The following is a 26,413-nucleotide window of genomic DNA, read 5'->3' as shown; positions in this document are numbered from 1 at the left end:
GTGCTGATGCGATCGGGGCGTACCCACGAACCGGAGGCCCAAAAAGAAAAAGCCCATTCATCCAGAACGGGCTCCTTCCCAACTAACAGCGATAAGTGATTTACCGCTGCTTCGTGTTGACGATCGCTTCCGCCACGTTAGTCGGCGTTTCCGCGTAGTGCTTGAACTCCATCGTGTAGGTGGCGCGTCCTTGCGTGAGTGAGCGCAGCGACGTCGAGTAGCCGAACATTTCCGCGAGCGGCACTTCGGCGCGCACGAGCTTGCCGCCGCCACCCGCGATGTCTTCCATGCCCTGGACGATACCGCGCCGCCCCGACAGGTCGCCCATCACGTTGCCCATGAAGTCTTCCGGGGTTTCCACTTCGACGGCCATCATCGGTTCGAGCAGCACGGGCTTCGCGCGGCGCATGCCTTCCTTGAATGCCATCGAACCAGCCATGCGGAACGCGTTTTCGTTCGAGTCGACGTCGTGGTACGAACCGAAGGTCAGCGTGGCCTTCACGTCGACGACCGGATAGCCCGCGAGCACGCCGGACTTCAGCGTCTCCTGGATCCCCTTGTCGACGGCCGGAATATATTCGCGCGGCACGACACCGCCCTTGATCGCGTCGACGAATTCGTAGCCGCCGCCCGGTTTTTGCGGTTCGAGCTTGAGCACCACATGGCCGTACTGACCGCGTCCGCCCGACTGCTTGACGAACTTGCCTTCGACGTCTTCGACCGAGGTGCGGATCGTTTCGCGGTAAGCGACCTGCGGTTTGCCGACGGTGGCTTCAACGCCGAACTCGCGCTTCATCCGGTCGACGAGAATTTCCAGGTGCAGCTCGCCCATCCCGGAGATGATGGTCTGGCCAGATTCTTCATCCGTTGCGACGCGGAACGACGGGTCTTCCTGAGCCAGACGGTTCAGCGCGATGCCCATCTTTTCCTGGTCGACCTTGGTCTTCGGCTCGACCGCCTGCGAAATGACCGGCTCGGGGAAGATCATCCTTTCGAGGATGATGACGTGGTTCGGATCGCACAACGTGTCGCCGGTCGTGGCGTCTTTCAGGCCCACGGCGGCGGCGATGTCGCCCGCATACACTTCCTTGATTTCCTTGCGCTCGTTCGCGTGCATCTGCAGGATCCGGCCGAGGCGTTCCTTCTTTTCCTTGATCGCGTTGTAGACGGTGTCGCCCGAATTCACGACGCCTGAGTACACGCGGAAGAAAATCAGTTGGCCAACGAACGGGTCCGTCATGATCTTGAACGCGAGCGCGGAGAACGGTTCGTCGTCTTTCGGATGACGTTCTGCTTCGTTGTCGTCTTCGTCGTGACCCATGATGGCGGGCACGTCGACTGGCGACGGCAGATAGTCGATCACCGCGTCGAGCATTGCCTGCACGCCCTTGTTCTTGAACGCGCTACCGCACAGCATCGGTACGATCTCGTTCTTGATGGTGCGGGTACGCAGGCCGAACTTGATTTCTTCTTCGGTCAGCGTATGGCCGTGCAGGTATTTGTCGAGCAGTTCCTCGTTGGCTTCGGCAGCGGCCTCGACCATCTTTTCACGCCATTCGTTGGCGGTGTCGACGAGTTCGGCCGGGATGTCGATGTACTCGAACTTGATGCCCTGGTTCTCTTCGTCCCAGACGATCGCCTTCATCTTCACGAGGTCGACCACGCCCTGGAAATGATCTTCCGCGCCGACCGGAATCTGGATCGGCACGGCGGTGCCCTTCAGGCGCTCGGTGATCTGCCGCTGCACGCGGAAGAAATCGGCGCCGACGCGGTCCATCTTGTTGACGAACGCGATGCGCGGCACCTTGTACTTGTTCGCCTGACGCCACACGGTTTCGGACTGCGGCTGCACACCGCCGACCGAGTCGTAGACCATGCACGCACCGTCGAGCACGCGCATCGAACGTTCCACTTCAATCGTGAAGTCGACGTGGCCCGGGGTGTCGATGATGTTGATGCGGTGTTCCGGATAATTGCCGGCCATGCCTTTCCAGAACGCAGTCGTGGCAGCCGACGTAATCGTGATGCCGCGCTCCTGCTCCTGCTCCATCCAGTCCATCGTCGCCGCACCGTCGTGAACCTCGCCGATCTTGTGAGTCACGCCGGTGTAGAACAGGATGCGTTCGGTGGTGGTGGTTTTGCCGGCATCGATGTGAGCACTGATACCGATATTCCGGTAACGCTCGATGGGAGTCTTGCGGGGCACGTGAATCTCCTTGGATTGGGGCGCGCCGGTGAAAAAGGCGTCGAGGGCAGCTTACGCTACCCGGGCGATTGCGGTGCTACTACGGTGTAAAGACTACAAGCATAGCGCCTGTGTCAGGCTTTTGCAGGAATCTTCCCAGTGGCGGCCTGATGCCACCGCCGGGACCGGGGCGTTGCTGTCGGGCCACCATGTAAAAAGCCGGCGCGCCTCGTGGCGCGCCGGCTTGGCCATTTCTCAACGAAGGCGGGGCGAGCAACTCGCCCGAACCTCATTGCGCAGCGGGCAGCCCCTGAATCTTCGTGCCGGGCGTGATGCCTTTCGATGCAAACCAGCCCTTGCTCATTTCGAGCGCATACACCCCGTTGTTTCGCGGGCAATGGTTGTCGGTCGTTTCGGCCTGCATCTCGTCGATGTCGGTGACGGTGCCGTCGGCGCGCATGAAGGCGATCGACAGCGGGATCAACGTGTTCTTCATCCAGAAGCAGTGCACCGCGTTCTCGTTGAAGACGAACAGCATGCCTTCATTCGGCGCGAGCTGCGACCGGTACATCAAGCCTTGTTCGCGGTCCGCGTCATTGGCTGCCACCGCGGCGTCGATCACGAACATGCCGGCCGTGAGCTTCGCGCGCGGAAAATCGCCGGGCTGTTTGGCGCCCGCGGGCATCTGCTGCGCATGCGCGCTATTCACACCGGGAACGGCAAACCAGACCGACGACAAGGCAGCGAGAGGCAGCGCGATCGCAATCGCAAGACGCGCAATCGACGGGCGCAGGGGAAATCGCACGGCAACACTCCTTGCTGGAAAATAACCCGCGCATGTTACGCGAGCGCGGCAAAAACAAAAAGGCAGATCGCCTTTCAGCAATCTGCCTTTCAACGCCGTAAGAACGGCAATACTGCTAGTTCTTGACTGCGTTTTTACAACCAGCTTAGTTCGAAGCTGCTGCCGGAGCTTCGGCTTCCGAAGCTGCCTTCTTTGCGTGGTGCTTCTTGGCTGCGTGCTTCTTAACAGCCTTCTTTGCCGGTGCCGAAGCAGCTTCAGCCGGAGCAGCAGCCGGAGCGACCGGAGCCGAAGCTTGTGCGAAAGCAGCCGTTGCGAACAGGCCAGCGACCAGAGCAGCGATCAGTTTGTTCATTTTGTAAATCCTCAGCATGAGTTGCGGTTAATTGACCAGATGACCCGGTTCTTGGAGTCATGCCGGTAAACGTGCCATCCACCTTTCGGTTGACAGACCCATCGAAGAATTTCGTCGAAGGGCACTGCGAGCGCTCGAACCACCTGCACCCACCGTTGGAGCGGCGTGTGCAAAGGCCCTTAAGGCTGAATGCCGGATAGCTTCGGACGGCATCTGCGTCGAATAACGCGTGAGTTCTCTACGCGGTTGACGAAAAACTTTCGTGCAATTTCGGGATTGCTTATTCGCGGTGGATTCGTGCGCTTGTGTATAGGGCAGTACGCGCGGGCCAGGTTGTCGTGGAAAAACAGAAATGCGTGCTGGCACAACGAGTTAGCGCGCGAGTTAGCGCGTGTTGGCAAATCGCTCGATGCCTTTGCGAGCGTTCGCAAGGTGCACGCGGGCTTTATCGCGTAATGCCGTCCCATGGCGCACGCGTCGGCAGGTCGATACTTTCGCCGGGCTGCAGACCGAGCGAAAAAATATCGAGTGCGCCGATACCGACACGCACGAGTCGCAGGGTAGGGAGGCCGACCGCAGCTGTCATGCGGCGGACCTGGCGGTTCTTGCCTTCGGTGATCGACAGTTCGATCCAGCTGGTCGGGATGGCCGCGCGATAGCGGATCGGCGGCGTGCGTGTCCACAATGTGGCCGGCGGCTCGATGAGCTGTGCCTGGCAGGGGCGTGTCACGTAATCGCCGAGATCGACGCCGCTTGCGAGCGCTGCCAGTGCCGCCGCATCCGCTGCGCCTTCCACCTGTGCCCAGTAACGTTTGACCAGCTTGTGCCGAGGCTCGGCGATGCGCGCCTGCAACGCGCCGTCGTCGGTGAGCAGCAGCAGACCTTCGCTGTCCGAGTCGAGCCTGCCGGCCGGATAAACGCGGGGCAGCGTGATCCAGTCCGCCAGCGACGCCCGCGTTTCGTGCGGGGAAAACTGGCAGATCGTCCCAAAGGGCTTGTTGAGAGCGATAAGGCGCATGCGTGAGTCCGGCAGATCGGGTGCCGCAGGACGCCCGCGCAGCGCGGGTTCTGTGGCAAATGGCGGGATATTAATGCATAATACGAAACGGTAGGTCTTTTGTCTTATATAAGACCTAGACGAATCGGTGTTGCGTGCGCGGCATCGCGTGCGGGAATTGTCATGGTCTGCAGCGGGCGCGCATGCGCACCTGTGGGCTAGAATAGCGGCCTGGCCGCTTGTTGGCGCCCGGCATTGCGCGCAGCGAGAAGCGCCCGGTTCCGCAGTCCATCGTCTGCATTTCCCCACAGAGCTTTCATCAGCACAGCCATCACTGGAGTCGATCATGCCGTATCAGCACATCAAGGTTCCGACCGGCGGTGACAAGATCACTGTCAACGCGGATTACTCGCTCAACGTTTCCGACCAGCCGATCATTCCGTTCATCGAAGGTGACGGTACCGGCCAGGACATCACGCCGGTGATGATCAAGGTCGTCGACGCGGCGGTCGAAAAAGCCTACGCAGGCAAGAAGAAGATCCACTGGATGGAAGTCTTCGCCGGCGAGAAAGCGACCAAGGTGTACGGCCCGGACGTGTGGCTGCCGGAAGAAACGCTCGACGTGGTGAAGGAATATGTGGTGTCGATCAAGGGTCCGTTGACGACCCCGGTTGGCGGCGGCATCCGTTCGCTGAACGTGGCGCTGCGCCAGGAACTCGACCTGTATGTCTGCCTGCGCCCGGTGCAGTACTTCAAGGGTGTGCCTTCGCCGGTGCGTGAGCCGGAAAAGACCAACATGGTGATCTTCCGCGAGAACTCGGAAGACATCTACGCCGGTATCGAATGGCAGGCCGAGTCGGAACAGGCGAAGAAGGTCATCAAGTTCTTCCGCGAAGAAATGGGCGTGAAGAAGATCCGCTTCCCGGAAACGTCGGCGATCGGCGTGAAGCCGGTGTCGCGCGAAGGGACCGAACGTCTCGTGCGCAAGGCGCTGCAGTACGCGATCGACAACGATCGCCGTTCGGTGACGCTGGTCCACAAGGGCAACATCATGAAGTTCACGGAAGGTGCGTTCCGTGACTACGGCTATGAGCTCGCGCAGAAGGAATTCGGTGCGGAGCTGATCGACGGCGGCCCGTGGATGAAGATCAAGAACCCGAAGACGGGCAGCGATATCGTCGTGAAGGATGTGATCGCCGACGCGTTCCTGCAGCAGATCCTGCTGCGTCCGGCCGAATACGACGTGATCGCTACGCTGAACCTGAACGGCGACTACATCTCGGACGCACTGGCTGCGCAGGTTGGCGGCATCGGTATCGCGCCGGGTGCGAACCTGTCGGATTCGGTGGCGATGTTCGAAGCGACGCACGGCACGGCGCCGAAGTACGCGGGCAAGGACTACGTGAACCCGGGTTCGGAAATTCTGTCGGCGGAAATGATGCTGCGTCACCTCGGCTGGACCGAAGCGGCGGACGTCATCATCAAGTCGATGGAAAAGTCGATTCTGCAAAAGCGTGTCACGTATGACTTCGCGCGTCTGATGGAAGGCGCGACGCAGGTGTCGTGCTCGGGCTTTGGTCAGGTGTTGATCGAGAACATGTAAAGCCATTCCGGAGTGATCCGGAAAACCTCACAAAACCCCGGTGCACATCCGATGTCGCCGGGGTTTTTTGTCTCCAGCGCTCCGATTTAGATTTGCTCTAGTTCGTGCTCTGCAGATTCAAGTCGGATGCGCATGCCTAGCGCGTGCACGACCGCCAGGATCGTTCCGAATTCCGGGTTCCCTGTATCGGATAGTGCGCGGTACAGGGCCTCGCGTTTGATGCCTGAATCACGGGCAAGCGAGGTCATTCCGCGCGCTTTGGCGATGGTTCCCAAAGCGGTCTGAATGAGGCGCGCGTCGCCGCTTTCAAGCGCGTTGTTTAGATAGTGACGAATCGTATCTTCGCCACGCAGATATTTCGAGCCGTCATAAGGCTTGGCGCGGCTCGTCACCGCTGTTTTCGTTGCCATGTCAGTTCTCCCTTGCCAACAGGTGGAACTGTAACCCATGGGGGACATCCCGACGGCCGATTTCCCGATACTTAGCTATTGCTCGAAGGGACCAACACCGCGCGACATGGATCCGGCGAACTCCGGCCACCACGCTGGGCTGCCGGAGCTTTCCAACCGGGATGGCCAGCTTCAGCCGTCCCGTGCCGTGAATGTACCGCTCACATCGAGTGCGTATTCAATGCCCGACGCCAAGCCCCGGCAAGACCTGCGTACCTTCCGCTACAACCGCATTCAGCAGAGTCGGTTCGAGACCGAGCAACTGCACGATAGTCGGCGCAACCTGGGTAGTCTGAACCCGGGCCTTCTCGGTGCGACCGCCGTGGAAGCGCGCGAACGATACGACGAGCGCGAGGTGGCTGTCGTCCGGTGCGTTGCCGCCGTGCTCTTCATCCTTCGCCTTGCTCGACGTATAGATGACGCCGGGATTCGGCTGCACGATGATGTCGGGCGTACGGCCTTGTGCGGGATCGCCGAACCACTTCGACAGACGCGCGCCAGTCAGGATGTAAGCCTGCGGGCCATCTGCACAGATGCCAGGCGCATTGCATGCGAGGTTGGCCTTCAGCGACGTGACCACCGCATTCAACTGGCTCTGATCGCGCAACCAGATAAGGCCTACGTCATCGGTCTGCACGAAGCCGGTGTCGACGAGACCCGAGCCGTCGTTCAGATTGCCGGTCTTCGTGTTGTTCTGGCCGAAGTTGCCGTTCGGATCGAGATAGTTGTTCGCCTCGAGCAGCTTCGTCAGCGTGTCGCCGTTCTTCACCAGCTTCGTATGATCGGTCGGCGACTGGCCATGCTTCGCCGTCACGATAACCACCGTCGAGTTATACAGGTTGCGCTGCTTGAGTTCCGACACGACCCGGCCAAGTGCTTCATCGACGTAACCAATCGCGCCGGCCACTTCGGTGCCCGGTGTGAAGTCCGCATCGAGATACCCGCCGCCCGAGGCAACCGTCGCTTTCTCCGCGACGCTCAGCGTCTGGAAGTTCGTACCGAACAACGTCGGAATGGTGGCGTTACTCGCGCCGGTCGAATCCTTGCCGTCGATCTCGTTGATCAGCACTTGCACGTGATAGTTATCGAACTTCTCGGTGTGCGTATAGCTGTCGAGGTAGTTCGTGTTCGTAGCCGGATCGATCGAGTTGATCTCGGTGCGCGCGAGATCGTCGACGCCGCGGCCCGACGGTCCGTTCACCCAGTCGTAACCCCACGCGTGCTTGTCGGCCCACGCCGTGCGCGACCCATGAATGTGCTCCTTGACGACTTCGAACACCGTGTTCGTCTTCACATAGTTGTGCGGATAAACCGGCGTACAGCGACCGTTGATCAACGCATGCGGGATGGCCTGGGGATTGAAAGCGCCACCACCGTCGAGGTGGATCAGCGGACCGCCGTTCTCTGCATCGATACCCGTTGTTTCATCGAACACGACATTCCAGCCCTGCTTGCCCGAGCACGTTGTATCCGAAGGTGCGAAGAACGTACGGTCATACGTGACGTCGTAGAACAGCCCGGCGCTCTTCGGCGAACCGCCCGTTAGCAGCGCGGCAAGACCGGGGAACGAATCCGACAGACCCGGTGTGTACGCATTGGTGTACGTCACTCCCGCTTTGGCGAGCAACGCGAGATTCGGACAGGTATTCGCTGCGACACAACGTGCGACATCCTGCTCATGAAGACCGTCCACGCTGATCAGCAATACATGCTTCACGTCGCTACCGCGACCGTGATCCTGCGCTGTTGCGGCCACACTGACGAACGTCAGGGCGCTCGCCCCGACAACTGCACTGACTCCAGACCACCACCTGATTTTTTTCATCGTTGACCTCGTCGTTCTGCATTGGACTGCTCATACCCGGGGTCGCAATCTGCATGTGCAATGCAAACGTTTGATGAAGCGGGGCTTTCGTTTCTCTATCGGGTCGATGGAGAGGCAGATGGAATATGGCGCGAAAGAAAGTGTGAGATTTTGTATCGGGGTACTGATTGCGTTCAGGGTCACACACATGTTGAGAGTGTTTCTTGTTCTACATCCGTGCTGGATGAAAGCATGCGTGGGCAATGCGTCGAGACTCGGTGCGGTATGATTCCCGCACACCTTTGTCTGCGTCCTCGCATGTCTTTGTCGTCGCGTGTCCTCATCGTGCTGTGCGCCGTCCTGCTGTTCATGCAGGGTGCGTCGGCACACATGTCGATCGCTGGAGACGATCATGTCGTCGCCCATCGCATCGCCGGTATCGAACATTCGCAGGTCGTAGCCGGCGAAGCGGCGCACTGTGCCGGCATGCATTGCACACACGGTCATGGACAATGCTGCACGACGATGTGCGGCGCGCACTGCGGCGCACTCTTCGCAGCGCTGCGTTTCGAGCCGTGGACGCCCACCGCTACGTTACCGCTTCCGCTTGCCGATCCTCATCGCGTCGGCGTCTCCTACGCGCCGCTGCTGCGGCCGCCGATCGCCTGATCGCTGGTCGCATCGCCCGGGCTTTACGCGGAGCGAGCGGCACAATGTCTCCATCGAACACACTGGTCAGGCAGGCACTCATGCCGCCGACCCTGAAAACGAATGCGCGCGAAGCCGCTGAACACGCTGCCGTCGCGCGCAAGTAACGAGGAATCGATCGATGATCCGCAGAGAATTTCTGGTCCGCACGTTGAGCGCGGCGGTGGCATCGCTGGTCGCGCGCGGTGCGTTCGCGCAGAACGCACCGCATGACATGCACGATATGTCCGGCATGCAGGACATGAAGGGTATGGAAGGGATGGGGAGCATGCCCGGCATGTCGTCGCATGCCAGCGCAGCGACACACGCCACCGCGACCCTCGCTCCCGCTGACGCACTGCCGGCCGGCCGCCCGCTCGCCGCATTGCGCGTGCTTGCCAACGAGAGCCGCGAGCCAGGCGTGTTTCGCGCGACGCTGGTCGCACATCCGGTGCAGCGCGAGATGCTGGCCGGTAAGCCGACCACTTTCTGGCAATACGACGCGATGAACGGTGGCGCGCTACCGGCGGCCAACGCATCGCAGGGCCCGGTGGTCGGCCCGCTGATCGACGTCTGCGAAGGCGACACCGTCGAGATCCGTTTCATCAACCGGCTCGCCCAACCGTCTACGATCCACTGGCACGGTTTGCCAGTGCCACCCGACCAGGACGGCAATCCCGCCGATCCCGTCGCGCCGGGCGCGACCCGCGTCTATCGTTTCACGTTACCGGCGGGCAGCGCCGGCACGTACTGGTATCACCCGCATCCGCACATGATGTCGGCGGAACAAGTGTTTCGCGGGCTGGCCGGCCCGATCGTCGTGCGTGCGGCCGCCGATCCGCTCGCGGCATGGCCGGAACGTCATCTGTTCTTCTCGGATCTGCGGCTCGCGAGCGACGGCTCGATCCCGCCCAACGACATGATGGACTGGATGAACGGCCGCGAAGGGCAGTTCGTGCTGGTGAACGGCGCGCGCCGTCCGCGCATCGTCGTGACCAACGACGAACGCTGGCGCGTCTGGAACGGCTGCAATGCGCGGTACCTGAAACTGTCGCTGGGTGCCGCGTCGTTCGTTCAGGTCGGCACCGACGGCGGCTTGCTGGAAGCGCCGCGCGACGGGCTGACCGAGCTGTTGCTCGCACCTGGCGAACGTGCGGAACTGATCGTACGCGCGGGTGCGGGCTCGCGGCAGGCCGTGCTGAGCGCCGCGGTATACGACCGCCGCAAGATGTCGATGTCCGAGGGCGATAGTCTGCCCGCCGATCCCGCCCGCGCGCTGGCCGACGTCAGTTTCGAGCCGCCCGAAAAAAATGCGCAGGCGCCGCGCGCGCTACCCGCGAAGCTCGCCGTGATCGCACCACTCGTCGCATCGACGGTACGCAAATCGGTCGTCTTTTCCGAAAAGATGGATATGTCCGCGATGCACCGCCCGGGCGCGTCCGCGCACGGCATGCCGGCGGGAATGACGTTCATGATCAATGGATCGACCTTCGACCCGGCGCGCGTCACGCTGACGAGCCGTCGCGACGAAGTGGAAATCTGGTCGATCGAAAACCGCACCGACATGGATCATCCGTTCCATTTGCACGGCACGCAGTTTCAGATAATCGAACGGCAAAGCGGCGGCGTGACGACGCCGGAGCCTTATCGGGCATGGCGCGACACCGTGAACGTGCAGCCCGAAGAAACAGTGCGCATCGCGACCGTGCAGCACATGGCGGGCGAGCGCATGTTCCATTGCCACATCCTCGAGCATGAGGATCTGGGCATGATGGGCACGCTGCGCGTCGTTTGAGCGGCGCATTGTCCGCTCGCGCAGGACCCCAAAACGAAGAAACCCGGCACGAGGCCGGGTTTCCGAGGGTACGGGAATCGAACAGATTCAGGCGGCAGCCTGGATGTTCGATGCCTGCTTGCCTTTGGGGCCTTGCACGACCTCAAAGCTCACCTTCTGACCTTCCTTGAGGGTCTTGAACCCATTCATCTGGATGGCCGAAAAGTGTGCAAACAGATCCTCACCGCCTTCGTCGGGCGTAATGAATCCGAAACCTTTCGCGTCATTGAACCATTTGACCGTACCAGTTGACATACCTACTTCCCCTGTAACTCATGTTCCTACCACGAGCACGCTCGAAAAGCTTAACGACCGCGGCTGCAGCCGTCCCCTCCTCACAAGCTCACCTTCGGCATTTTTTTCGGAATTAATGGCTGGTTGAAAAAAGTGCCAGCTTGATTGTTGAGGCTCTTAATTCGAGTGTCAAGAAAATTTTGAGACAGGCGCCGGGCCGTTGCGGGAATCCCATTTTCAGGGTTTTTCCCGCTTTTCTTTATATATGTTCACGCGAGCGTGGTGTCTTGAAAAGTCGCATAATCGACTCACATGGAGTTCTGCGGGTCGTGGCGAGTGTGGTGCGGCCAACGGGTCCCGGCGGGTTATGCGATACTCGATCCAAAGGTAGTTTTGATTGATGCAAGATCGACTTTCGGGAGGGCCGGCACCGCATTCGGCTCATCGCGGAGCGCTCGCGCCGACACACTCGGCTGCAGGGCCGAGGCGGAATGGTCACCGGCCGGGCGGTCGGGGTTTTGGCAGGATTGCGGGCCTGTCCGAGATGTTTAGAATGGGTGTATGGCGATTATTCCGGACAAGCAGGACGGCACCGTACTGGAGCGGCAGGAACAAAAGCTGAAACCGCCATCCATGTATAAGGTGGTGCTGCTGAATGACGACTTCACGCCGATGGAATTTGTCGTGATGATCGTGCAGGAGTATTTCAGTAAAGATCGTGAGACCGCAACGCAGATTATGTTGAAGGTGCATCGCGAAGGTAGGGGAGTCTGTGGGGTCTATACGCGGGACATCGCGTCGACCAAAGTCGAGCAAGTCGTTACCCACGCACGGCAGGCCGGGCATCCGCTGCAGTGTGTGATGGAGGAAGCATGATTGCCCAGGAACTGGAAGTCAGCCTGCACATGGCGTTCATGGAAGCACGCCAGGCGCGGCACGAGTTCATAACGGTCGAACATCTTTTACTGGCCCTGTTGGACAATCCGACGGCCGCAGAGGTGTTGCGCGCATGCGCGGCCAACATCGAGGATCTGCGGCAGAACCTGCGCAACTTCATTCATGACAACACGCCAACCGTGCCAGGCACGGATGACGTCGACACGCAACCCACGCTCGGTTTCCAGCGCGTGATTCAGCGCGCGATCATGCATGTGCAGTCCACCTCGAATGGCAAGAAGGAAGTGACCGGCGCGAACGTGCTGGTGGCGATCTTCGGAGAAAAGGATTCGCACGCGGTGTACTACCTGCAACAGCAGGGCGTCACGCGGCTCGATGTCGTGAACTTCATTTCGCATGGCATCGCGAAGACAAGTAGCACCGACCCCGCGAAGGCGAGCGACGCGAACGCCGAATCTGATGAAGCCGGCGCGCAGAAGGAAACGCCGCTCGCGCAATTCACGGCGAATCTGAACCAGATGGCGAAGGACGGCCGCATCGATCCGCTGATCGGTCGCGAAGCCGAAGTCGAGCGCGTCGTGCAGGTGCTGTGCCGTCGGCGCAAGAACAACCCGCTGCTGGTCGGCGAGGCCGGCGTCGGCAAGACGGCGATCGCGGAAGGGCTTGCGTATCGCATCACGCGTGGCGAAGTGCCCGACATCCTCGCGGATGCCCAGGTGTATTCGCTCGACATGGGCGCGTTGCTCGCCGGTACGAAGTATCGCGGCGATTTCGAACAGCGCCTGAAGACGGTGCTCAAGGAATTGAAGGAGCGCCCGCACGCCATTCTGTTCATCGATGAAATTCATACGCTGATCGGCGCGGGTGCCGCATCGGGCGGTACGCTCGACGCATCCAATCTGTTGAAGCCGGCGTTGTCGTCGGGTGTGCTGAAGTGCATCGGCGCAACGACGTTCACCGAATACCGCGGCATCTTCGAAAAGGACGCTGCACTGTCACGCCGCTTCCAGAAAGTCGACGTGACCGAGCCGACTGTCGAACAGACGGTGGCGATCCTGCGCGGCCTGAAGTCGCGTTTCGAAGAGCATCACGGCGTGAAGTATTCGTCGGGTGCGCTGTCGGCGGCGGCTGAACTGTCGGCACGTTTTATCACCGACCGTCATCTGCCCGACAAGGCGATCGACGTGATCGACGAAGCCGGTGCAGCGCAACGCATCCTGCCGAAGTCGAAGCAGAAGAAGACGATCGGCAAGGGCGAGATCGAAGAAATCATTTCGAAGATCGCGCGTGTGCCGCCGCAAAGCGTATCGCAGGACGATCGCAGCAAGCTGCAAACGCTCGATCGCGACCTGAAGAGCGTCGTGTTCGGGCAAGACCCGGCTATCGATGCACTGTCGGCCGCGATCAAGATGGCGCGCGCGGGCCTCGGCAAGACGGACAAGCCGATCGGTGCCTTCCTGTTCTCCGGCCCGACGGGTGTCGGCAAGACCGAAGTGGCGCGGCAACTTGCGTTCACGCTCGGCATCGAGCTGCTGCGCTTCGACATGTCGGAATACATGGAGCGTCATGCGGTGAGTCGCCTGATCGGCGCGCCGCCAGGCTATGTCGGTTTCGACCAGGGCGGTTTGCTGACCGAAGCCGTCACGAAGAAGCCGCATTGCGTGCTGCTGCTCGACGAAATCGAAAAGGCGCATCCGGACATCTACAACGTGCTGCTGCAGGTGATGGACCACGGCACGCTGACAGACAACAACGGTCGCAAGGCGGACTTCCGCAACGTCATCATCATCATGACGACGAACGCGGGCGCCGAATCGATGCAGAAGTCGACGATCGGTTTCACGACCAAGCGTGAAACCGGCGACGAAATGGTCGATATCAAGCGCATGTTCACGCCGGAGTTCCGCAACCGTCTGGACGCGACGATCAGCTTCCGCTCGCTCGATGAAGAAATCATCATGCGCGTGGTCGACAAGTTCCTGATGCAGCTCGAAGATCAACTGCACGAGAAGAAGGTCGACGCGCTCTTCACCGACGCGCTGCGTGCGCATCTTGCCAAGCACGGCTTCGATCCGCTGATGGGTGCACGGCCGATGCAGCGCCTGATCCAGGACACGATTCGCCGCGCGCTTGCCGACGAACTGTTGTTCGGCAAGCTCGTCACCGGTGGCCGCGTAACGGTCGACGTAGACGAGAACGACAAGGTGCAGTTGACGTTCGACGAGCAGTCGGAGCCACGCAATCCGAATCCTGAGGCCGTCGAGGTCGAGTGATTCCGAAGCTGGAGCAGGCTGAAACAAGAACGGCGTGGGCTTAAAAACCCACGCCGTTTTTTATTGCCCGGCTTGCCACCGCGCGCGTGAAGCGAACCCCTCAGTGCTTCCCGGTGCTACCAAAACCACCCGCACCACGCTCGCTCTGCTCGAAGTCATCGACGATATTGAACTGAGCCTGCACGACCGGCACGATCACGAGTTGCGCGAGCCGTTCCAGCGGATTCAGCGTGAAGGTGGTTTGCCCGCGATTCCATGTCGAGATCATCAGTTCGCCCTGGTAATCCGAATCGATCAAACCGACGAGATTGCCAAGCACGATGCCATGTTTGTGACCGAGCCCGGAGCGCGGCAGGATCAATGCCGCATAGCCGGGGTCGCCCACGTGGATTGCGAGACCCGTCGGCACGAGCGCGGTTTGTCCGGGCTCGAGTACCAGCGGTTCGTCGAGGCACGCGCGCAGGTCAAGCCCAGCGCTGCCCGTTGTCGCGTAATGGGGCAACTGGTCGCGCATCTTCGGATTGAGAATCTTCAGGTCGAGTTTCATGCGGTTTCGGAAGAGGTCAGGAAAGAAGAGGGGGCTTTAGCGTTTCAGCTGGAACGCATCGGCAAGCAGTTCATAGGAGCGCAGCCGCGCGCGATAACTGCCCGCGACGGTCAGCACGATCAGTTCGTCGGCCTGGAAATGGTCTTTGATCGCGAGCAGGCGTTCGGTCACCGTCTCGGGTGTGCCGATCACGCTGCGCGGTTTCTCGCGCGCGATCACCAGTTGTTCGCGTTCGCCGTATTCCTGCGCAAGTCCCTGTTCGATCGACGGGATCGGTGCGTTCAGGCCGTAGGCCATCTGCACGCGGCGCAGGTCGACGGCTTTTTCGAGGTCGGCGGCTTCCTGTTCGGTGTCCGCGCAGATGACAAACACCGCGGCCGCGAGGTACGGCCGCGCTTCGTTGCCTGCCACGAAGCGCTCGCGATACGCCTCTGCGACCTGATGCCCGAAGTGCGCGTTGATGAAATGCGCGAAGGCGAAGCGGATGCCAAGCTGCGCAGCAAGCAACCCGCCGAATTCGCTCGAACCGAGCATCCACAACTGCGGCCGCGTGTCGACTTGCGGCTGCAGCAGCACGCCGTGGGCGATATGGTCGGAGGGGAGTGTGCCGTTCATCAGACCAACCAACTCGGCGACCTGTTGCGGAAAGATGTCGCCGCGGTTGTACGCGCCGGCCGCGACCGCTTGAGCAGTCTTCATATCGCCGCCCGGTGCGCGCCCGACGCCGAGATCGACGCGGTTCGGGAACAGTGCTTCGAGCATCATGAACTGTTCGGCGAGCTTGAACGGGCTGTAGTACGGCAGCATCACCCCACCGGAGCCGATCCGGATGCGCTTCGTCACGCTACCGAGCCGCGCGAGCATCACTTCAGGACAGGGATTGGAGACGCCGCGCAGACCGTGATGCTCAGCGCACCAGTAGCGCGTGTAGCCGAGGTCGTCGGCGAGCTGCGCGAGTTCGACGGTCGCCGCGACCGCATCGGCCACCGAGTGCCCATCGATCACGGGCGTTTGATCGAGCACGGAAAGTAGCGTCATGACTGTACCGCTCCGGGGATTTCAGTTCAGCGGATCAGGCTTGTGTCGGGTAGACGCTTTGCGATCTCCGCGATCAGCGTGCCCGCCAGCGCGCGTTTGTCCGCGCGCGGCAGTTTCGTCGCACCGGACGCTTCGAACAGGACCACTTCGTTGTCGTCGAGGCCGAAGGTCAGCGGACCCAGGTTGCCGATCAGCAGCGGCACGTTCTTGCGCACGCGCTTCTCTTCGCCGTGCAACTCGAGATCGCCGCTTTCCGCGGCGAAGCCGACACAGAACGGTGGATGAGCAAGCTTCGCGACCGCCGCTAGGATGTCCGGATTTTCGACGAACGTGAACGTCGGCATCGGTTTGTCGGCGGTCTTCTTGATCTTCTGTGGGCTTGCGTGATCGACGCGCCAGTCGGCCACTGCAGCCACACCGATGAACACATCGCAGTCGGCCACCGCGCGCATCACGGCGTCGTGCATCTGCTGCGCGGTCTGCACGTCTTCGCGATAGACGCCCCACGGTGTGTCGAGCGCAACCGGCCCCGCGATCAGATGAACCTCTGCACCTGCCTGTTGCGCGGCGCGTGCGAGCGAGAAGCCCATCTTGCCGCTCGAACGATTCGTGATACCACGTACCGGATCGAGTGGTTCGAAGGTCGGACCCGCGGTGAGCAGCAAGCGGCGACCCGCGAGGACTTTCGGATGGAAGAACGAAGCGATCGCTTCGTAAGTGGCTTCGGGTTCGAGCATCCGGCCGTCGCCGACTTCACCACAGGCTTGCGGACCCGAATCCGGTCCGAGCACTTCGACGCCGTCTGCGCGCAGTTGCGCGACGTTGCGTTGCGTGGCCGGGTTCTGCCACATCTGCCGGTTCATGGCGGGAACGACGAGCAGCGGGCAATCGCGCGCGACGCACAGCGTGGACAGCAGGTCGTCGGCCATGCCGTGCACAAGACGCGCGAGAAAATCCGTCGATGCCGGCGCGATCACGATGGCGTCCGCTTCGCGCGACAAATCGATGTGCGGCATGTTGTTCGCGATGCGCGCGTCCCACTGGCTCGTGTAGACGGGGCGGCCCGACAGTGCCTGCATGGTGACGGGCGTGATGAACTGCGTGGCCGCGTCGGTCATCACGACCTGCACGGTCGCGCCGGCCTTGATGAGCAGGCGCGTGAGTTCAGCGATCTTGTAGCAAGCGATCCCCCCGTCAGACCGAGGACGAGATGTTTACCTGCGAGTTCTCCGGGTGCGACAGTGGCCAACGCAAGCCTCCGACAAAACATGGGCGACCGGCGCGTGCTGCACCGGTCTGCGAACCGCTACGGCATCAGCGCGAACCGCGCACGCGCCGCAATTCGTCGAACACGAGCAGAGCAGCGCCGATCGTGATCGCGCTGTCGGCGAGATTGAACGCCGGCCAGTGCCATGCGCGCACGTGAAAATCGAGGAAATCGATCACGTGGCCATACATCAGCCGGTCGATCACGTTGCCGAGCGCACCGCCGAGTATCAGCGCCAGCGCCGTGCAAAAAAGCCGCTGCGCACCGTGCCGTTTCAACAGATAGCCGATGACGAGCGCTGCGACGACGCCGAGGGCTGTGAACCCCCAGCGTTGCCAGCCGCCTGCCGTGGCGAGAAAACTAAACGCGGCACCACGGTTGAACACCAGAAACAGGTTGAAGAACGGCGTCAGTTCATACGGTTGAGCGTACGCAAATACTTTCGATACGGCGATCTTCGACAACTGGTCGAACAGAATCACGATCAATGCAACGCCGAGCCATGGTGCGAGCGTTCCGCCGCTCGATTTCGACAGGGTTTTGGGCATTATGCCGCGCTCCTCGTTTCGCCGCTGCCGAACAGGTTGCTGATGCAGCGTCCGCACAGCGTCGGGTGTTCGGCGTTCTCGCCGACGTCCGCACGGTAGTGCCAGCAACGCTCGCACTTCAGGTATTTCGAGGCGATCACTTCGACGCTTTCATCTGCTTCGCTGTCCACCCGCACGACCGTTGCCGCCGAAGTGATCAGTACGAACTTCAGGTCGGCGCCGAGGCTGGCGAGCGCATCGTGACGCGCACCGCTCGTGCGAATCTCGACTTCCGCTTGCAGCGACGAACCGATCAGGTTCGCGACACGCGCTTCTTCGAGTGCTTTCGTCACGTCGCTGCGTACCGCGCGCAGCAGTGTCCATTTGTCGAGCAGCGCGGCTGCCTCGGGTACATCTGGGAACGCGTGATACGTCTCGGTGAAGATCGTCTCGCTGTCCGGCTGGAACACCTTCCACGCTTCTTCCGCGGTGAACGACATGAACGGTGCCATCATTCGCAGCAGGCTATGCGCGATGTGATACAGCGCGGTCTGCGCAGCGCGACGTGCGGCGGAATCAGGTGCGGTCGTATAGAGCCGGTCCTTCAGCACGTCGAGGTAGAAGCCGCCGAGATCTTCCGAGCAGAACGTTTGCAGCTTCGCAACGACTGGATGGAACTCGTATCGGTCGTAATGCGCGAGCACATCCGTTTGCAACGCGGCGGACAACGCCACCGCATAGCGATCGATCTCGAGCCAGTCTTCTACCGGGCGTGCATGCTCTGCAAAATTGAAGTCGGACAGATTCGCGAGCAGGAAGCGCAGCGTGTTGCGGATCCGGCGATAGCTTTCCGTCACGCGCTTGAGAATTTCTTCGGAGATCGAGAGCTCGCCCGAATAGTCGGTCGAGGCGATCCACAGACGGATGATTTCCGCGCCCAGCCGGTTCGAGACTTCCGCCGGGTCGATGCCGTTGCCGAGCGACTTGCTCATCTTGCGGCCTTCGCCGTCGACGGTGAAGCCGTGCGTGAGCAGTGCGTTATACGGCGGCCGTCCATCGATCATCGACGCCGTGAGCAGCGACGAATGGAACCAGCCGCGGTGCTGGTCGGAACCTTCGACATAGATGTCGGCGGGGAACTGCAGCTCTTCCTTGTGCGAGCCGCGCAGCACATGCCAGTGTGTCGTGCCCGAATCGAACCAGACGTCGAGCGTGTCGCGGTTCTTCTCGTAGAGATTCGCGTCGTCACCGATCAGTTCGCGCGGGTCGAGCGTTTGCCATGCTTCGATGCCGGCCTTTTCGACACGTTGCGCGACTTGCTCAAGCAACTCGATCGTGCGCGGATGCAGCTCGCCGGTTTCCTTGTGCACGAAGAACGCCATCGGCACGCCCCATTGACGCTGGCGCGACAGCGTCCAGTCGGGGCGATTCGCGATCATCGAAAACAGGCGTTGCTTGCCCCACGACGGATAAAACGCCGTTGCCTCGATCCCTTCGAGCGCGGTTTCGCGCAGCGTTTTCTCGCTGTCCTTCGGCACGACGTCCATGCCGGCGAACCACTGCGATGTCGCGCGATAGATGATCGGCGTCTTGTGGCGCCAGCAATGCATATAGCTGTGCGTGTATTTCTCGCTGCGTAACAGCGTACCTGCGTCGCGCAGTGCTTCGACTACCTTCGGGTTGGCCGCCCAGATCGACAGGCCGCCGAACAACGCCAGTGATTCGATATAACGCCCATCGCCCATCACCGGATTGATGATGTCGGAGTCGGCCATGCCGTGCGCCTTGCACGACACGAAGTCCTCGACGCCATAAGCCGGCGACGAATGGACGATGCCGGTGCCGGTATCGGTGGTCACGTAGTCGCCGAGATACACCGGCGACGTGCGCTTGTAGCCGGGATGCGCGGACGCGAGCGGATGATGGAAGCGCAGGTTCGCGAGCTTGGCACCCACAGTCGTTGCGAGCACCGTGCCTTCCAGACTGAAGTCCTTCATGCACGCTTCGACGCGTTCCTGCGCGAGGATCAGCAGGCCGCGCGACGTATCGACGAGCGCGTACACGACTTCCGGATGCACGTTGAGCGCCTGGTTCGCGGGGATTGTCCACGGTGTGGTCGTCCAGATGACGATGCCACCTTCGTTGCGCGGCAGCGCGGCGAGGCCGAAAGCCTGAGCGGTTTTTTCCGGATCGGCGAACGGGAACAGCACGTCGATGGTCGGATCGGTCTTGTCCGCGTACTCGACTTCTGCTTCAGCTAACGCGGAGCCGCAATCGAAGCACCAGTTCACCGGCTTCAGACCGCGGAACACGTAGCCCTTTTCCATGATCTTCGCGAGCGCACGAAGCTCACCGGCTTCGTTCACGAAGTTCATCGTCTTGTACGGGTTGTCCCATTCGCCGAGCACGCCGAGCCGCCGGAAGCCGGCTTTCTGGATCTCGATCTGCTCGGTCGCGTAGGCGCGTGCCTTCTGCATGACTTCGGCAGCCGGCAGCGACTTGCCGAACTGCTTCTCGATCTGGATTTCGATCGGCATGCCGTGGCAATCCCAACCCGGCACATAGACCGCGTCGAAGCCGGCGAGATTGCGCGCCTTGACGATCATGTCCTTGAGGATCTTGTTCACCGCGTGGCCGAGGTGAATGTTGGCGTTCGCATACGGCGGACCATCGTGCAGGATGAACTTCTTGCGGCCCTTACTGGCGGCGCGGATCTTTTCGTAGATCTTGTTTTCCTGCCAGTCCTTGACCCATTGCGGTTCGCGCTTCGGCAGGTCGCCGCGCATCGGGAACGGCGTGTCGAGCAGGTTGACCGGGTAGCGGCTCTGCGGTTTCGAATCGGCTTTCTTGTTGCTCATGATGAAGTCGCGTTAGATACAGTGTCTGGGTGTATGCGGTCCGCGCTACGGCGCGAGCTGTGCGGGGAGCGTCCGGTGGGCGGTTCCGCGCGGTGCGCGGCAGGCCTGCCGGAACGCGGCGATCGGTACTGTGCAGGCAGCGTGCCGGCACGGTACCGCATAAGGCTAGCTAATTCGATCGGTCGCCGAGGTGGCGAAGCCCGTTGCGCTGCGGCCCGGTGCAGCGCCACCGGCGGCCGCGAACCACTCGCGTGCATGGGCGACGTCGCGGGCGATCGCAGCGGTCAATGTTTCGAGATCGACGTACTTCTCTTCGTCGCGCAGCTTCTTCAGGAATTCGACGCGCACGAGCTTGCCGTACGCATCGCCGTGCCAGTCGAGCAGATGCACTTCGAGCAGCACGCGGCCGGAGTCGTCGACGGTCGGCCGCAGGCCGAGGCTTGCGACGCCCGGCAACGGTTGGTCGCCGATACCATGCACACGGACCACGAAAATGCCCGCGAGCGCCGGCCGCTTGTGGGCGATCGGCAGGTTCAGTGTGGGGAAACCGAGATCGCGGCCGAGTTTCATGCCGTGTACGACGTGACCGCTAATCAGGTAGTCGCGACCGAGCGCGCCACGCGCCGCATCGAGATCGCCGGCGATGAGCGCCGCGCGCACACCGGAACTCGAAATGCGCGCGCCGGATGGATCGGCAACGGTCGCCATCTGCTCGACCTCGAAACCGTGATGGTTGCCGGCCGCCTTCAGCGAGGCGAAGTCGCCGGCGCGCCGGGCACCGTAGCGGAAATCGTCGCCGATCATCACCCAGCGCGCGTGCAGCCCGTTCACGATGATCCGTTCAACGAACGCATCCGGTGACTGGCTCGCGAAAGTCTGGTTGAAATGCTCGACCACCACACGGTCGACGCCGTTCATGCGCAGCGCTTCGAGCTTGTCGCGCAGCATCGCGATGCGCGGCGGCGCGCCGGCCGGGTTAAAGAATTCGCGCGGGTGCGGCTCGAAGGTCATCACGCAGACGGGCAGCCCGCGCGCATCGGCGGCGGCGCGCACGTGCGCGAGCAGAGCCTGATGGCCGCGGTGGACACCGTCGAAGTTGCCGATCGTCAATGCGCACGGCGCACGGCTTTCGGCATTGGGAAGACCGCGGAAAACTCTCACGATAGCGGGGTGTTATATGAGGCGGCCGGAATGCCGCAAAACGAATGATTATAAACGCTCGGAGCCGGCCACGGCGGCGCAGCGCGGTTCGAGGGTTCCCGAATGATAAAATCCGCCAATGAAAAAACTCGTCATCCTGATTTCGGGGCGGGGCAGCAACATGGAAGCGGTCGTCCGCGCCTGCGCGCGTGAGCGCTGGCCGGCGCAGGTCGCCGCCGTGATTGCCAGCCGTCCTGACGCCGCGGGCCTTGGGTTCGCCGCGTCGCAAGGCATTGCCACGGCGGTCGTCGACCACCGCCAGTACCCTGACCGCGAGGCCTTCGACGCCGCGCTGGCCGCGCAGATCGACAGCTTTGCGCCCGACCTGGTCCTGCTCGCCGGCTTCATGCGGGTGCTGACCGCCGGCTTCGTCGACCGCTACGCGGGGCGCATGCTGAACATCCATCCTTCGTTGCTGCCGAGCTTCCCCGGTCTGAAAACGCATCAGCAAGCGCTCGACGCAGGCGTCCGTCTGCACGGCGCATCGGTGCATTTTGTCACGTCGCAGCTCGATCACGGGCCGATCGTCGCCCAGGCGGCGGTGCCGGTACTCGCCGGCGACGACGCCGCGACGCTCGCCGCCCGCGTGCTGGCCGCCGAACATATCCTTTACCCACGCGCGGTGCGCTGGTTCGTCGAAGGGCGTCTTGCCCCGACGGACTGCGTGTCGCCGTAACACCGCCCGAGCCGCAGTGGCTCTTTGCTGAAACGACAAGCTACGCCGGAGAGGGCGCATGAGACTACATGGATTCCTGATTGGACAAACCGAAACGCTGCTGGCCGAGGTCCTGAAGTTCGCGGGCCCGGCCGACGCTACTACCAGCCGCTTTTTCCGTGCTCACCCGAAGCTCGGGCATGGCGAGCGCGGTGTGATCGCCGAGGCCGTGTTCGCCGTGCTGCGTCGCCGGATGGAGTTCGCGCATCTGGCCGAGAGCGGCGCGGGCAGCCCCGCCCGGCGGCTTGCGCTGCTCGGCCTGATGCAGACGGCGGGCCGCAGTGCGCTCAAGCCGTTCGTGTCCGATTCCGAAAGCACGTGGCTCGAACACGTGGCGAAGATCGATCCGGAGAGCCTGCCGCTGCGTATCCGCATGAACCTGCCCGACTGGATCTGCGACGCGCTCAACACACGCTTTCCGCCCGAGGAACTGGCCCAGCTCGCTGCGGCGCTCAACTACCCGGCACCGCTCGATCTGCGCGCAAACCCGCAAAAGGCGAGTCGCGATGAAGTGTTGAGCGCGCTCGGCAAGGCCGGCATCGAAGCGGGCGCGACACCGTTTGCGCCGTTCGGTGTGCGCGTGGTCGGCAAGCCGCCGCTCACGAAGCTCGATGCGTTCCAGAACGGCTGGGTCGAAGTGCAGGACGAAGGCAGCCAACTGCTGTGCTCGCTGGTGGCGCCCAAGCGCGGCGAGATGATCGTCGACTTTTGCGCAGGCGCGGGCGGCAAGACGCTCGCGCTCGGCGCGATGATGCGTTCCACCGGTCGCCTCTATGCCTTCGACATTTCCGACCGGCGGCTCGCGAAGCTCAAGCCGCGGCTCGCACGCAGCGGGCTGTCGAACGTGAACCCGGTGCTGATCGACAGCGAGCACGACGCGAAGATCAAGCGCCTTGCGGGCAAGATCGATCGCGTGCTGGTCGACGCGCCGTGCAGCGGGCTCGGTACGTTGCGTCGCAACCCGGACCTGAAGTGGCGCCAGACGCCGGCGTCGATCACCGAACTCGCGCCCAAGCAGGCATCGATTCTGGCGAGCGCGTCGCGTCTCGTGAAGAAGGGTGGCCGGCTCATCTATGCGACGTGCAGCATTCTCGAAGCGGAGAACGAGGCGATCGTGACGCAGTTTCTCGCCGATCACGCGGATTTCGCGCTGGTGCCGGCGCGCGACGTGCTCGCTGAACAGCGCATCGACATCGATACCGGCGACTATCTCTCGCTGTGGCCGCATCGCCACGCAACCGACGGCTTCTTCGCGGCCGTGCTGGAACGCCGCGGCTAGGCCGAGGCCGATTGCGGCGCGCAACCTTCGATTTCACGTGAGACACCTTTGACGACCCTGTCCGATCGCATCCTGTCCCATATGCTCGGCGGCCTCACGCGCGATTTCGGTCAGCCGGGGATCGTATGGCAGGCGGGCGTGCTGCTCGGCACGCTGGCGCTCGCGTGGCTGCTTGCACGGTGGTTGCGGCGCTTGCTAGACCTGCGGCGCCAGACGCGTTACCAGACGCTGCGCTTCGGCGCAGAGAGTCTGAACAAGGCGTTTTTCCCGCTGCTCGGCGGTGTGTTCGTGCTGATCGCGCAGGCAATTGCCGAGCAGTTCATGGACACGTCGCTACTCGATCTCGCGCTCGTGCCGCTATTCGGCATCGGCCTGATCTATCTCGTGTTCTTCATCGCGCGGCGCGTGTTCGGTGCGCACGGCGAGACGCATGCATGGCTTTCGCTCGTCGAGAAGCTCGTCTCACTGGTGGTGTGGGCGGGCATGGTGTTCACCGTGATGGGCATTCAGGACGATGTGCTCGCGTGGATGGGGAGCGTGAAGTTCCGCATCGCGAATACTCACCTGACGCTGCTGTCGCTGTTAAACGGCGTGCTCTGGGTGTGCGTGACGATGATCGTCGCGATGTGGCTCGGTGCAACGTTCGAAGAGCGGCTGATCCGCTCCCGTTCGCTCGATGCGAACCTGAAGGTGGTGCTGGCGCGGGTCGGCCGGGCGCTCTTCATGCTGGCGGCCGTGCTGATCAGCCTGTCGCTGGTCGGCATCGACATCACGGTGCTGGGGGTGTTCGGCGGTGCGCTTGGCGTTGGGCTCGGTTTCGGCTTGCAGAAGATCGCGAGCAACTACGTGTCGGGTTTCATCATCCTGATCGACCGGTCGCTGCGCATCGGCGACACGATCAACGTGAGCGGACTGCAGGGTATGGTTACGCAGATCCGCACGCGCTATACGGTGGTGCGCGGGCTCGACGGCAACGAGACGCTGATTCCGAACGAAAAGCTGATCACCGACGTCGTGCAGAACCAGTCGTCGTATCTGACGCGCGGCTATGCGAAGGCGGCGGTCCAGGTCGCCTACACATCGGATGTCGAGCAGGCGATGGCCTTGCTGGTCGAAGCGACCCAGGGAGTGAGCCGTGTGCTGCAGGAGCCGGTACCGACGCCTTACCTCGCCAGCTTTGGCCCCGACGGCATCAATCTCGAACTGGGTTTCTGGATCGAAGACGCGGCGACGGGGACTGCGTCGGTCCGCTCGGCGGTGAACCGGAATATCTGGCGACTCTTTGTCGAACACGGCATTTCGATTCCGTACGCGCAACGTGAAGTGCGAATTGTGGGCAGCGCCAGCGACATGCTGCCACAGGCGGTAACAATGACCGGGCACGCCGCAAACAAGTCTGCGCCCCCGCCAGACGCCCCGCCAGAGCCTGTCGCACGCTAAAAACGGCATTCAAAACACTGCGTCGAAGCCCCGCGAATTCTCGCCAGGGTAAAAAAATATCCATTTGTTACATACACTTGGAACGGTTCTAGTAAACTACCGTCCAATCTCGACGTATGCTTTCACTTTCTTGACATCCGCCACTGCGCGGATGTTTTCTGTTCCACAGGTAAACGACCTTGTTGAATTCCTCGCTTGATTTCCTTGGCAACGGCCTGCTGCGTCTTTCGTGGTGGCAGATCATATTGTCCGCACTGGCAATGACGCACGTGACGATCATCGGCGTGACGGTGTATCTGCACCGCTGCCAGGCGCATCGCGCGCTCGATCTGCACCCGGTCGCCAGTCATTTCTTCCGCCTCTGGCTGTGGATGACCACGGGCATGCTGACCGGCCAGTGGGCTGCGATTCACCGCAAGCACCACGCGAAGTGCGAGACCGAAGAAGATCCGCATAGCCCGCAGACGCGCGGTTTCTGGAAGGTGCTGCTCGAAGGCGCCGAACTGTATCGCGCGGAAGCGAAGAACGAAGAAACGATGCGCAAGTTCAGCCACGGCACGCCGAATGACTGGATGGAACGCAACGTCTACTCGAAGTACCCGATCCTCGGTATCAGCCTGATGATGGTGATCGACGTTGCGCTGTTCGGTATCGTCGGTTTGAGCGTGTGGGCTATCCAGATGATCTGGATTCCGTTCTGGGCCGCAGGCGTGGTCAACGGTCTCGCGCACTTCTGGGGCTACCGCAACTTCAACTCGGCAGATGCAAGCACGAACATCTTCCCGTGGGGCATCCTGATCGGCGGCGAAGAGCTGCACAACAATCACCACACGTATGCGACGTCGGCCAAGATGTCGAACAAGTGGTTCGAGTTCGATATCGGCTGGATGTACATCCGCATTCTCTCGGCGTTCCGTCTGGCCAAGGTGAAGAAGATTGCACCGACGCCGCGTCTGTCGACGGGCAAGCTGGTTCTCGATCAGGACACGCTGCAAGCCGTGCTCGCAAACCGCTACGAAGTCATGGCCAGCTACGGCAAGGCTGTGAAGCGCGCGTATCGTCAGGAACTCGCGCATCTGAAGGAAGTGGGCGCCCGCGAAAAGTACCAGGTCATGCGCAATGCGCGCAGCTGGTTCCACAAGGAAGAGTCGGGTCTCGACGAACCGCAAAAGCGTCAGTTGCCGCAGATCTTCGCGAACAGCCAGAAACTGCGCACCTATATCGAACTGCGCAACGAACTGGCGTCGATGTGGGAGCGTTCGAATGCGTCGCGCGACCAGTTGCTGACGCAGTTGCAGGACTGGTGCCACCGTGCTGAACAGAGCGGCATCAAGGCTCTGCAGGAATTCGCCATGCGTTTGCGCCGCTACGCCTGAGTACGAAATCCTTTAGAATTTCGGCACGTCATAAAACCCCGCGTTG

General features: G+C 61.8%; 20 protein-coding genes and 2 pseudogenes. 9 read left to right on the top strand and 13 right to left on the bottom strand.

Annotation, left to right across the window (positions count from 1 at the left end; genetic code table 11):
• Positions 1–100: 100 nt before the first annotated feature.
• From fusA to FNZ07_RS29430, 4 genes are all read right to left on the bottom strand, one after another.
• On the bottom strand, positions 101–2,206 hold the full coding sequence (gene fusA, locus FNZ07_RS29445; RefSeq protein ID WP_091011235.1) for an elongation factor G: 2,106 nt from the start codon (positions 2,204–2,206) through the stop codon (positions 101–103).
• A gap of 268 nt (positions 2,207–2,474) precedes the next feature.
• Positions 2,475–2,990 carry a DUF192 domain-containing protein gene (locus FNZ07_RS29440; RefSeq protein ID WP_091011236.1) on the bottom strand — a complete coding sequence of 172 codons (516 nt, stop codon included), beginning with the start codon at positions 2,988–2,990 and terminating at the stop codon, positions 2,475–2,477.
• Between the two features lie 145 nt (positions 2,991–3,135).
• Positions 3,136–3,342, bottom strand: coding sequence for a hypothetical protein (locus FNZ07_RS29435; protein ID WP_091011237.1), 207 nt, complete (start codon positions 3,340–3,342; stop codon positions 3,136–3,138).
• Between the two features lie 445 nt (positions 3,343–3,787).
• Entirely contained in the window at positions 3,788–4,360 is a 573-nt protein-coding gene (locus tag FNZ07_RS29430; RefSeq protein ID WP_170275858.1) for a pseudouridine synthase, read from the bottom strand.
• Between the two features lie 325 nt (positions 4,361–4,685).
• Here FNZ07_RS29430 and icd point away from each other — a divergent pair, with 325 nt between their 5' ends.
• On the top strand, positions 4,686–5,942 hold the full coding sequence (icd, locus tag FNZ07_RS29425) for an NADP-dependent isocitrate dehydrogenase (RefSeq protein ID WP_091011238.1): 1,257 nt from the start codon (positions 4,686–4,688) through the stop codon (positions 5,940–5,942).
• Between the two features lie 86 nt (positions 5,943–6,028).
• Here icd and FNZ07_RS29420 read toward each other — a convergent pair whose 3' ends face one another.
• The gene (locus tag FNZ07_RS29420; RefSeq protein WP_091011239.1) at positions 6,029–6,352 is read right to left on the bottom strand and encodes an addiction module antidote protein; all 324 of its coding nucleotides are present in this window, start codon (positions 6,350–6,352) and stop codon (positions 6,029–6,031) included.
• 217 nt (positions 6,353–6,569) lie between these two features.
• Complete coding sequence (locus FNZ07_RS29415) at positions 6,570–8,216, bottom strand: alkaline phosphatase family protein (protein WP_091011240.1); 1,647 nt, start codon at positions 8,214–8,216, stop codon at positions 6,570–6,572.
• Positions 8,217–8,513: 297 nt separating this feature from the next.
• Between FNZ07_RS29415 and FNZ07_RS29410 the strand changes: the two genes are divergently transcribed.
• Both FNZ07_RS29410 and FNZ07_RS29405 read left to right on the top strand, forming a co-directional pair.
• Complete coding sequence (locus FNZ07_RS29410) at positions 8,514–8,864, top strand: hypothetical protein (protein ID WP_091011241.1); 351 nt, start codon at positions 8,514–8,516, stop codon at positions 8,862–8,864.
• Positions 8,865–9,024: 160 nt separating this feature from the next.
• Complete coding sequence (locus FNZ07_RS29405) at positions 9,025–10,677, top strand: multicopper oxidase family protein (protein WP_091011242.1); 1,653 nt, start codon at positions 9,025–9,027, stop codon at positions 10,675–10,677.
• An 87-nt stretch (positions 10,678–10,764) separates the two neighbouring features.
• On the opposite strand, the gene cspD is transcribed toward FNZ07_RS29405, so the two are convergent.
• Complete coding sequence (gene cspD, locus FNZ07_RS29400; protein ID WP_091011243.1) at positions 10,765–10,971, bottom strand: cold shock domain-containing protein CspD; 207 nt, start codon at positions 10,969–10,971, stop codon at positions 10,765–10,767.
• A gap of 540 nt (positions 10,972–11,511) precedes the next feature.
• Here cspD and clpS point away from each other — a divergent pair.
• Positions 11,512–11,826: an ATP-dependent Clp protease adapter ClpS gene (gene clpS, locus FNZ07_RS29395; protein WP_091011244.1), complete on the top strand. Its 315-nt coding sequence runs from the start codon at positions 11,512–11,514 to the stop codon at positions 11,824–11,826.
• The gene (gene clpA / locus FNZ07_RS29390; protein ID WP_091011245.1) at positions 11,823–14,120 is read left to right on the top strand and encodes an ATP-dependent Clp protease ATP-binding subunit ClpA; all 2,298 of its coding nucleotides are present in this window, start codon (positions 11,823–11,825) and stop codon (positions 14,118–14,120) included. Before clpS ends, clpA begins: the two co-directional genes overlap by 4 nt.
• A 100-nt stretch (positions 14,121–14,220) precedes the next feature.
• On the opposite strand, the gene dut is transcribed toward clpA, so the two are convergent.
• From dut to FNZ07_RS29360, 6 genes and pseudogenes are all read right to left on the bottom strand, one after another.
• Complete coding sequence (gene dut / locus FNZ07_RS29385) at positions 14,221–14,667, bottom strand: dUTP diphosphatase (protein ID WP_091011246.1); 447 nt, start codon at positions 14,665–14,667, stop codon at positions 14,221–14,223.
• Positions 14,668–14,703: 36 nt separating this feature from the next.
• Positions 14,704–15,705, bottom strand: coding sequence for an LLM class flavin-dependent oxidoreductase (locus FNZ07_RS29380; RefSeq protein WP_091011247.1), 1,002 nt, complete (start codon positions 15,703–15,705; stop codon positions 14,704–14,706).
• 26 nt (positions 15,706–15,731) lie between these two features.
• A pseudogene (coaBC, locus tag FNZ07_RS29375) lies at positions 15,732–16,975 on the bottom strand (bifunctional phosphopantothenoylcysteine decarboxylase/phosphopantothenate--cysteine ligase CoaBC).
• 44 nt (positions 16,976–17,019) lie between these two features.
• A complete protein-coding gene (lspA, locus tag FNZ07_RS29370; RefSeq protein ID WP_091011249.1) occupies positions 17,020–17,520 on the bottom strand; it encodes a signal peptidase II in 501 nt (166 codons plus the stop codon).
• A complete protein-coding gene (gene ileS / locus FNZ07_RS29365) occupies positions 17,520–20,357 on the bottom strand; it encodes an isoleucine--tRNA ligase (RefSeq protein WP_091011250.1) in 2,838 nt (945 codons plus the stop codon). Before ileS ends, lspA begins: the two co-directional genes overlap by 1 nt.
• 165 nt (positions 20,358–20,522) lie before the next feature.
• The gene (locus tag FNZ07_RS29360; protein ID WP_091011251.1) at positions 20,523–21,518 is read right to left on the bottom strand and encodes a bifunctional riboflavin kinase/FAD synthetase; all 996 of its coding nucleotides are present in this window, start codon (positions 21,516–21,518) and stop codon (positions 20,523–20,525) included.
• Between the two features lie 118 nt (positions 21,519–21,636).
• On the opposite strand from FNZ07_RS29360, the pseudogene purN reads away from it, so the two are divergent.
• The 4 genes and pseudogenes from purN to FNZ07_RS29340 all read left to right on the top strand — a co-directional run bounded on the left by purN (position 21,637) and on the right by FNZ07_RS29340 (position 26,367).
• Positions 21,637–22,295 (top strand): annotated as a pseudogene (purN, locus tag FNZ07_RS29355) (phosphoribosylglycinamide formyltransferase).
• The gene (locus tag FNZ07_RS29350) at positions 22,292–23,551 is read left to right on the top strand and encodes an RsmB/NOP family class I SAM-dependent RNA methyltransferase (protein ID WP_091011253.1); all 1,260 of its coding nucleotides are present in this window, start codon (positions 22,292–22,294) and stop codon (positions 23,549–23,551) included. Before purN ends, FNZ07_RS29350 begins: the two are co-directional and overlap by 4 nt.
• 81 nt (positions 23,552–23,632) lie before the next feature.
• Positions 23,633–24,991 (top strand): mechanosensitive ion channel family protein, encoded by a 1,359-nt coding sequence (locus FNZ07_RS29345; protein WP_091011254.1) that lies wholly within the window; start codon positions 23,633–23,635, stop codon positions 24,989–24,991.
• A gap of 179 nt (positions 24,992–25,170) precedes the next feature.
• Complete coding sequence (locus FNZ07_RS29340; protein ID WP_091011255.1) at positions 25,171–26,367, top strand: DesA family fatty acid desaturase; 1,197 nt, start codon at positions 25,171–25,173, stop codon at positions 26,365–26,367.
• Positions 26,368–26,413 lie beyond the last annotated feature (46 nt).

The organism is Paraburkholderia megapolitana, assembly GCF_007556815.1.
Classification (GTDB): domain Bacteria; phylum Pseudomonadota; class Gammaproteobacteria; order Burkholderiales; family Burkholderiaceae; genus Paraburkholderia; species Paraburkholderia megapolitana.
The sequence above is the reverse complement of the archived record's forward strand: the minus strand, read 5'-3'. Positions and strand labels throughout refer to the sequence as shown.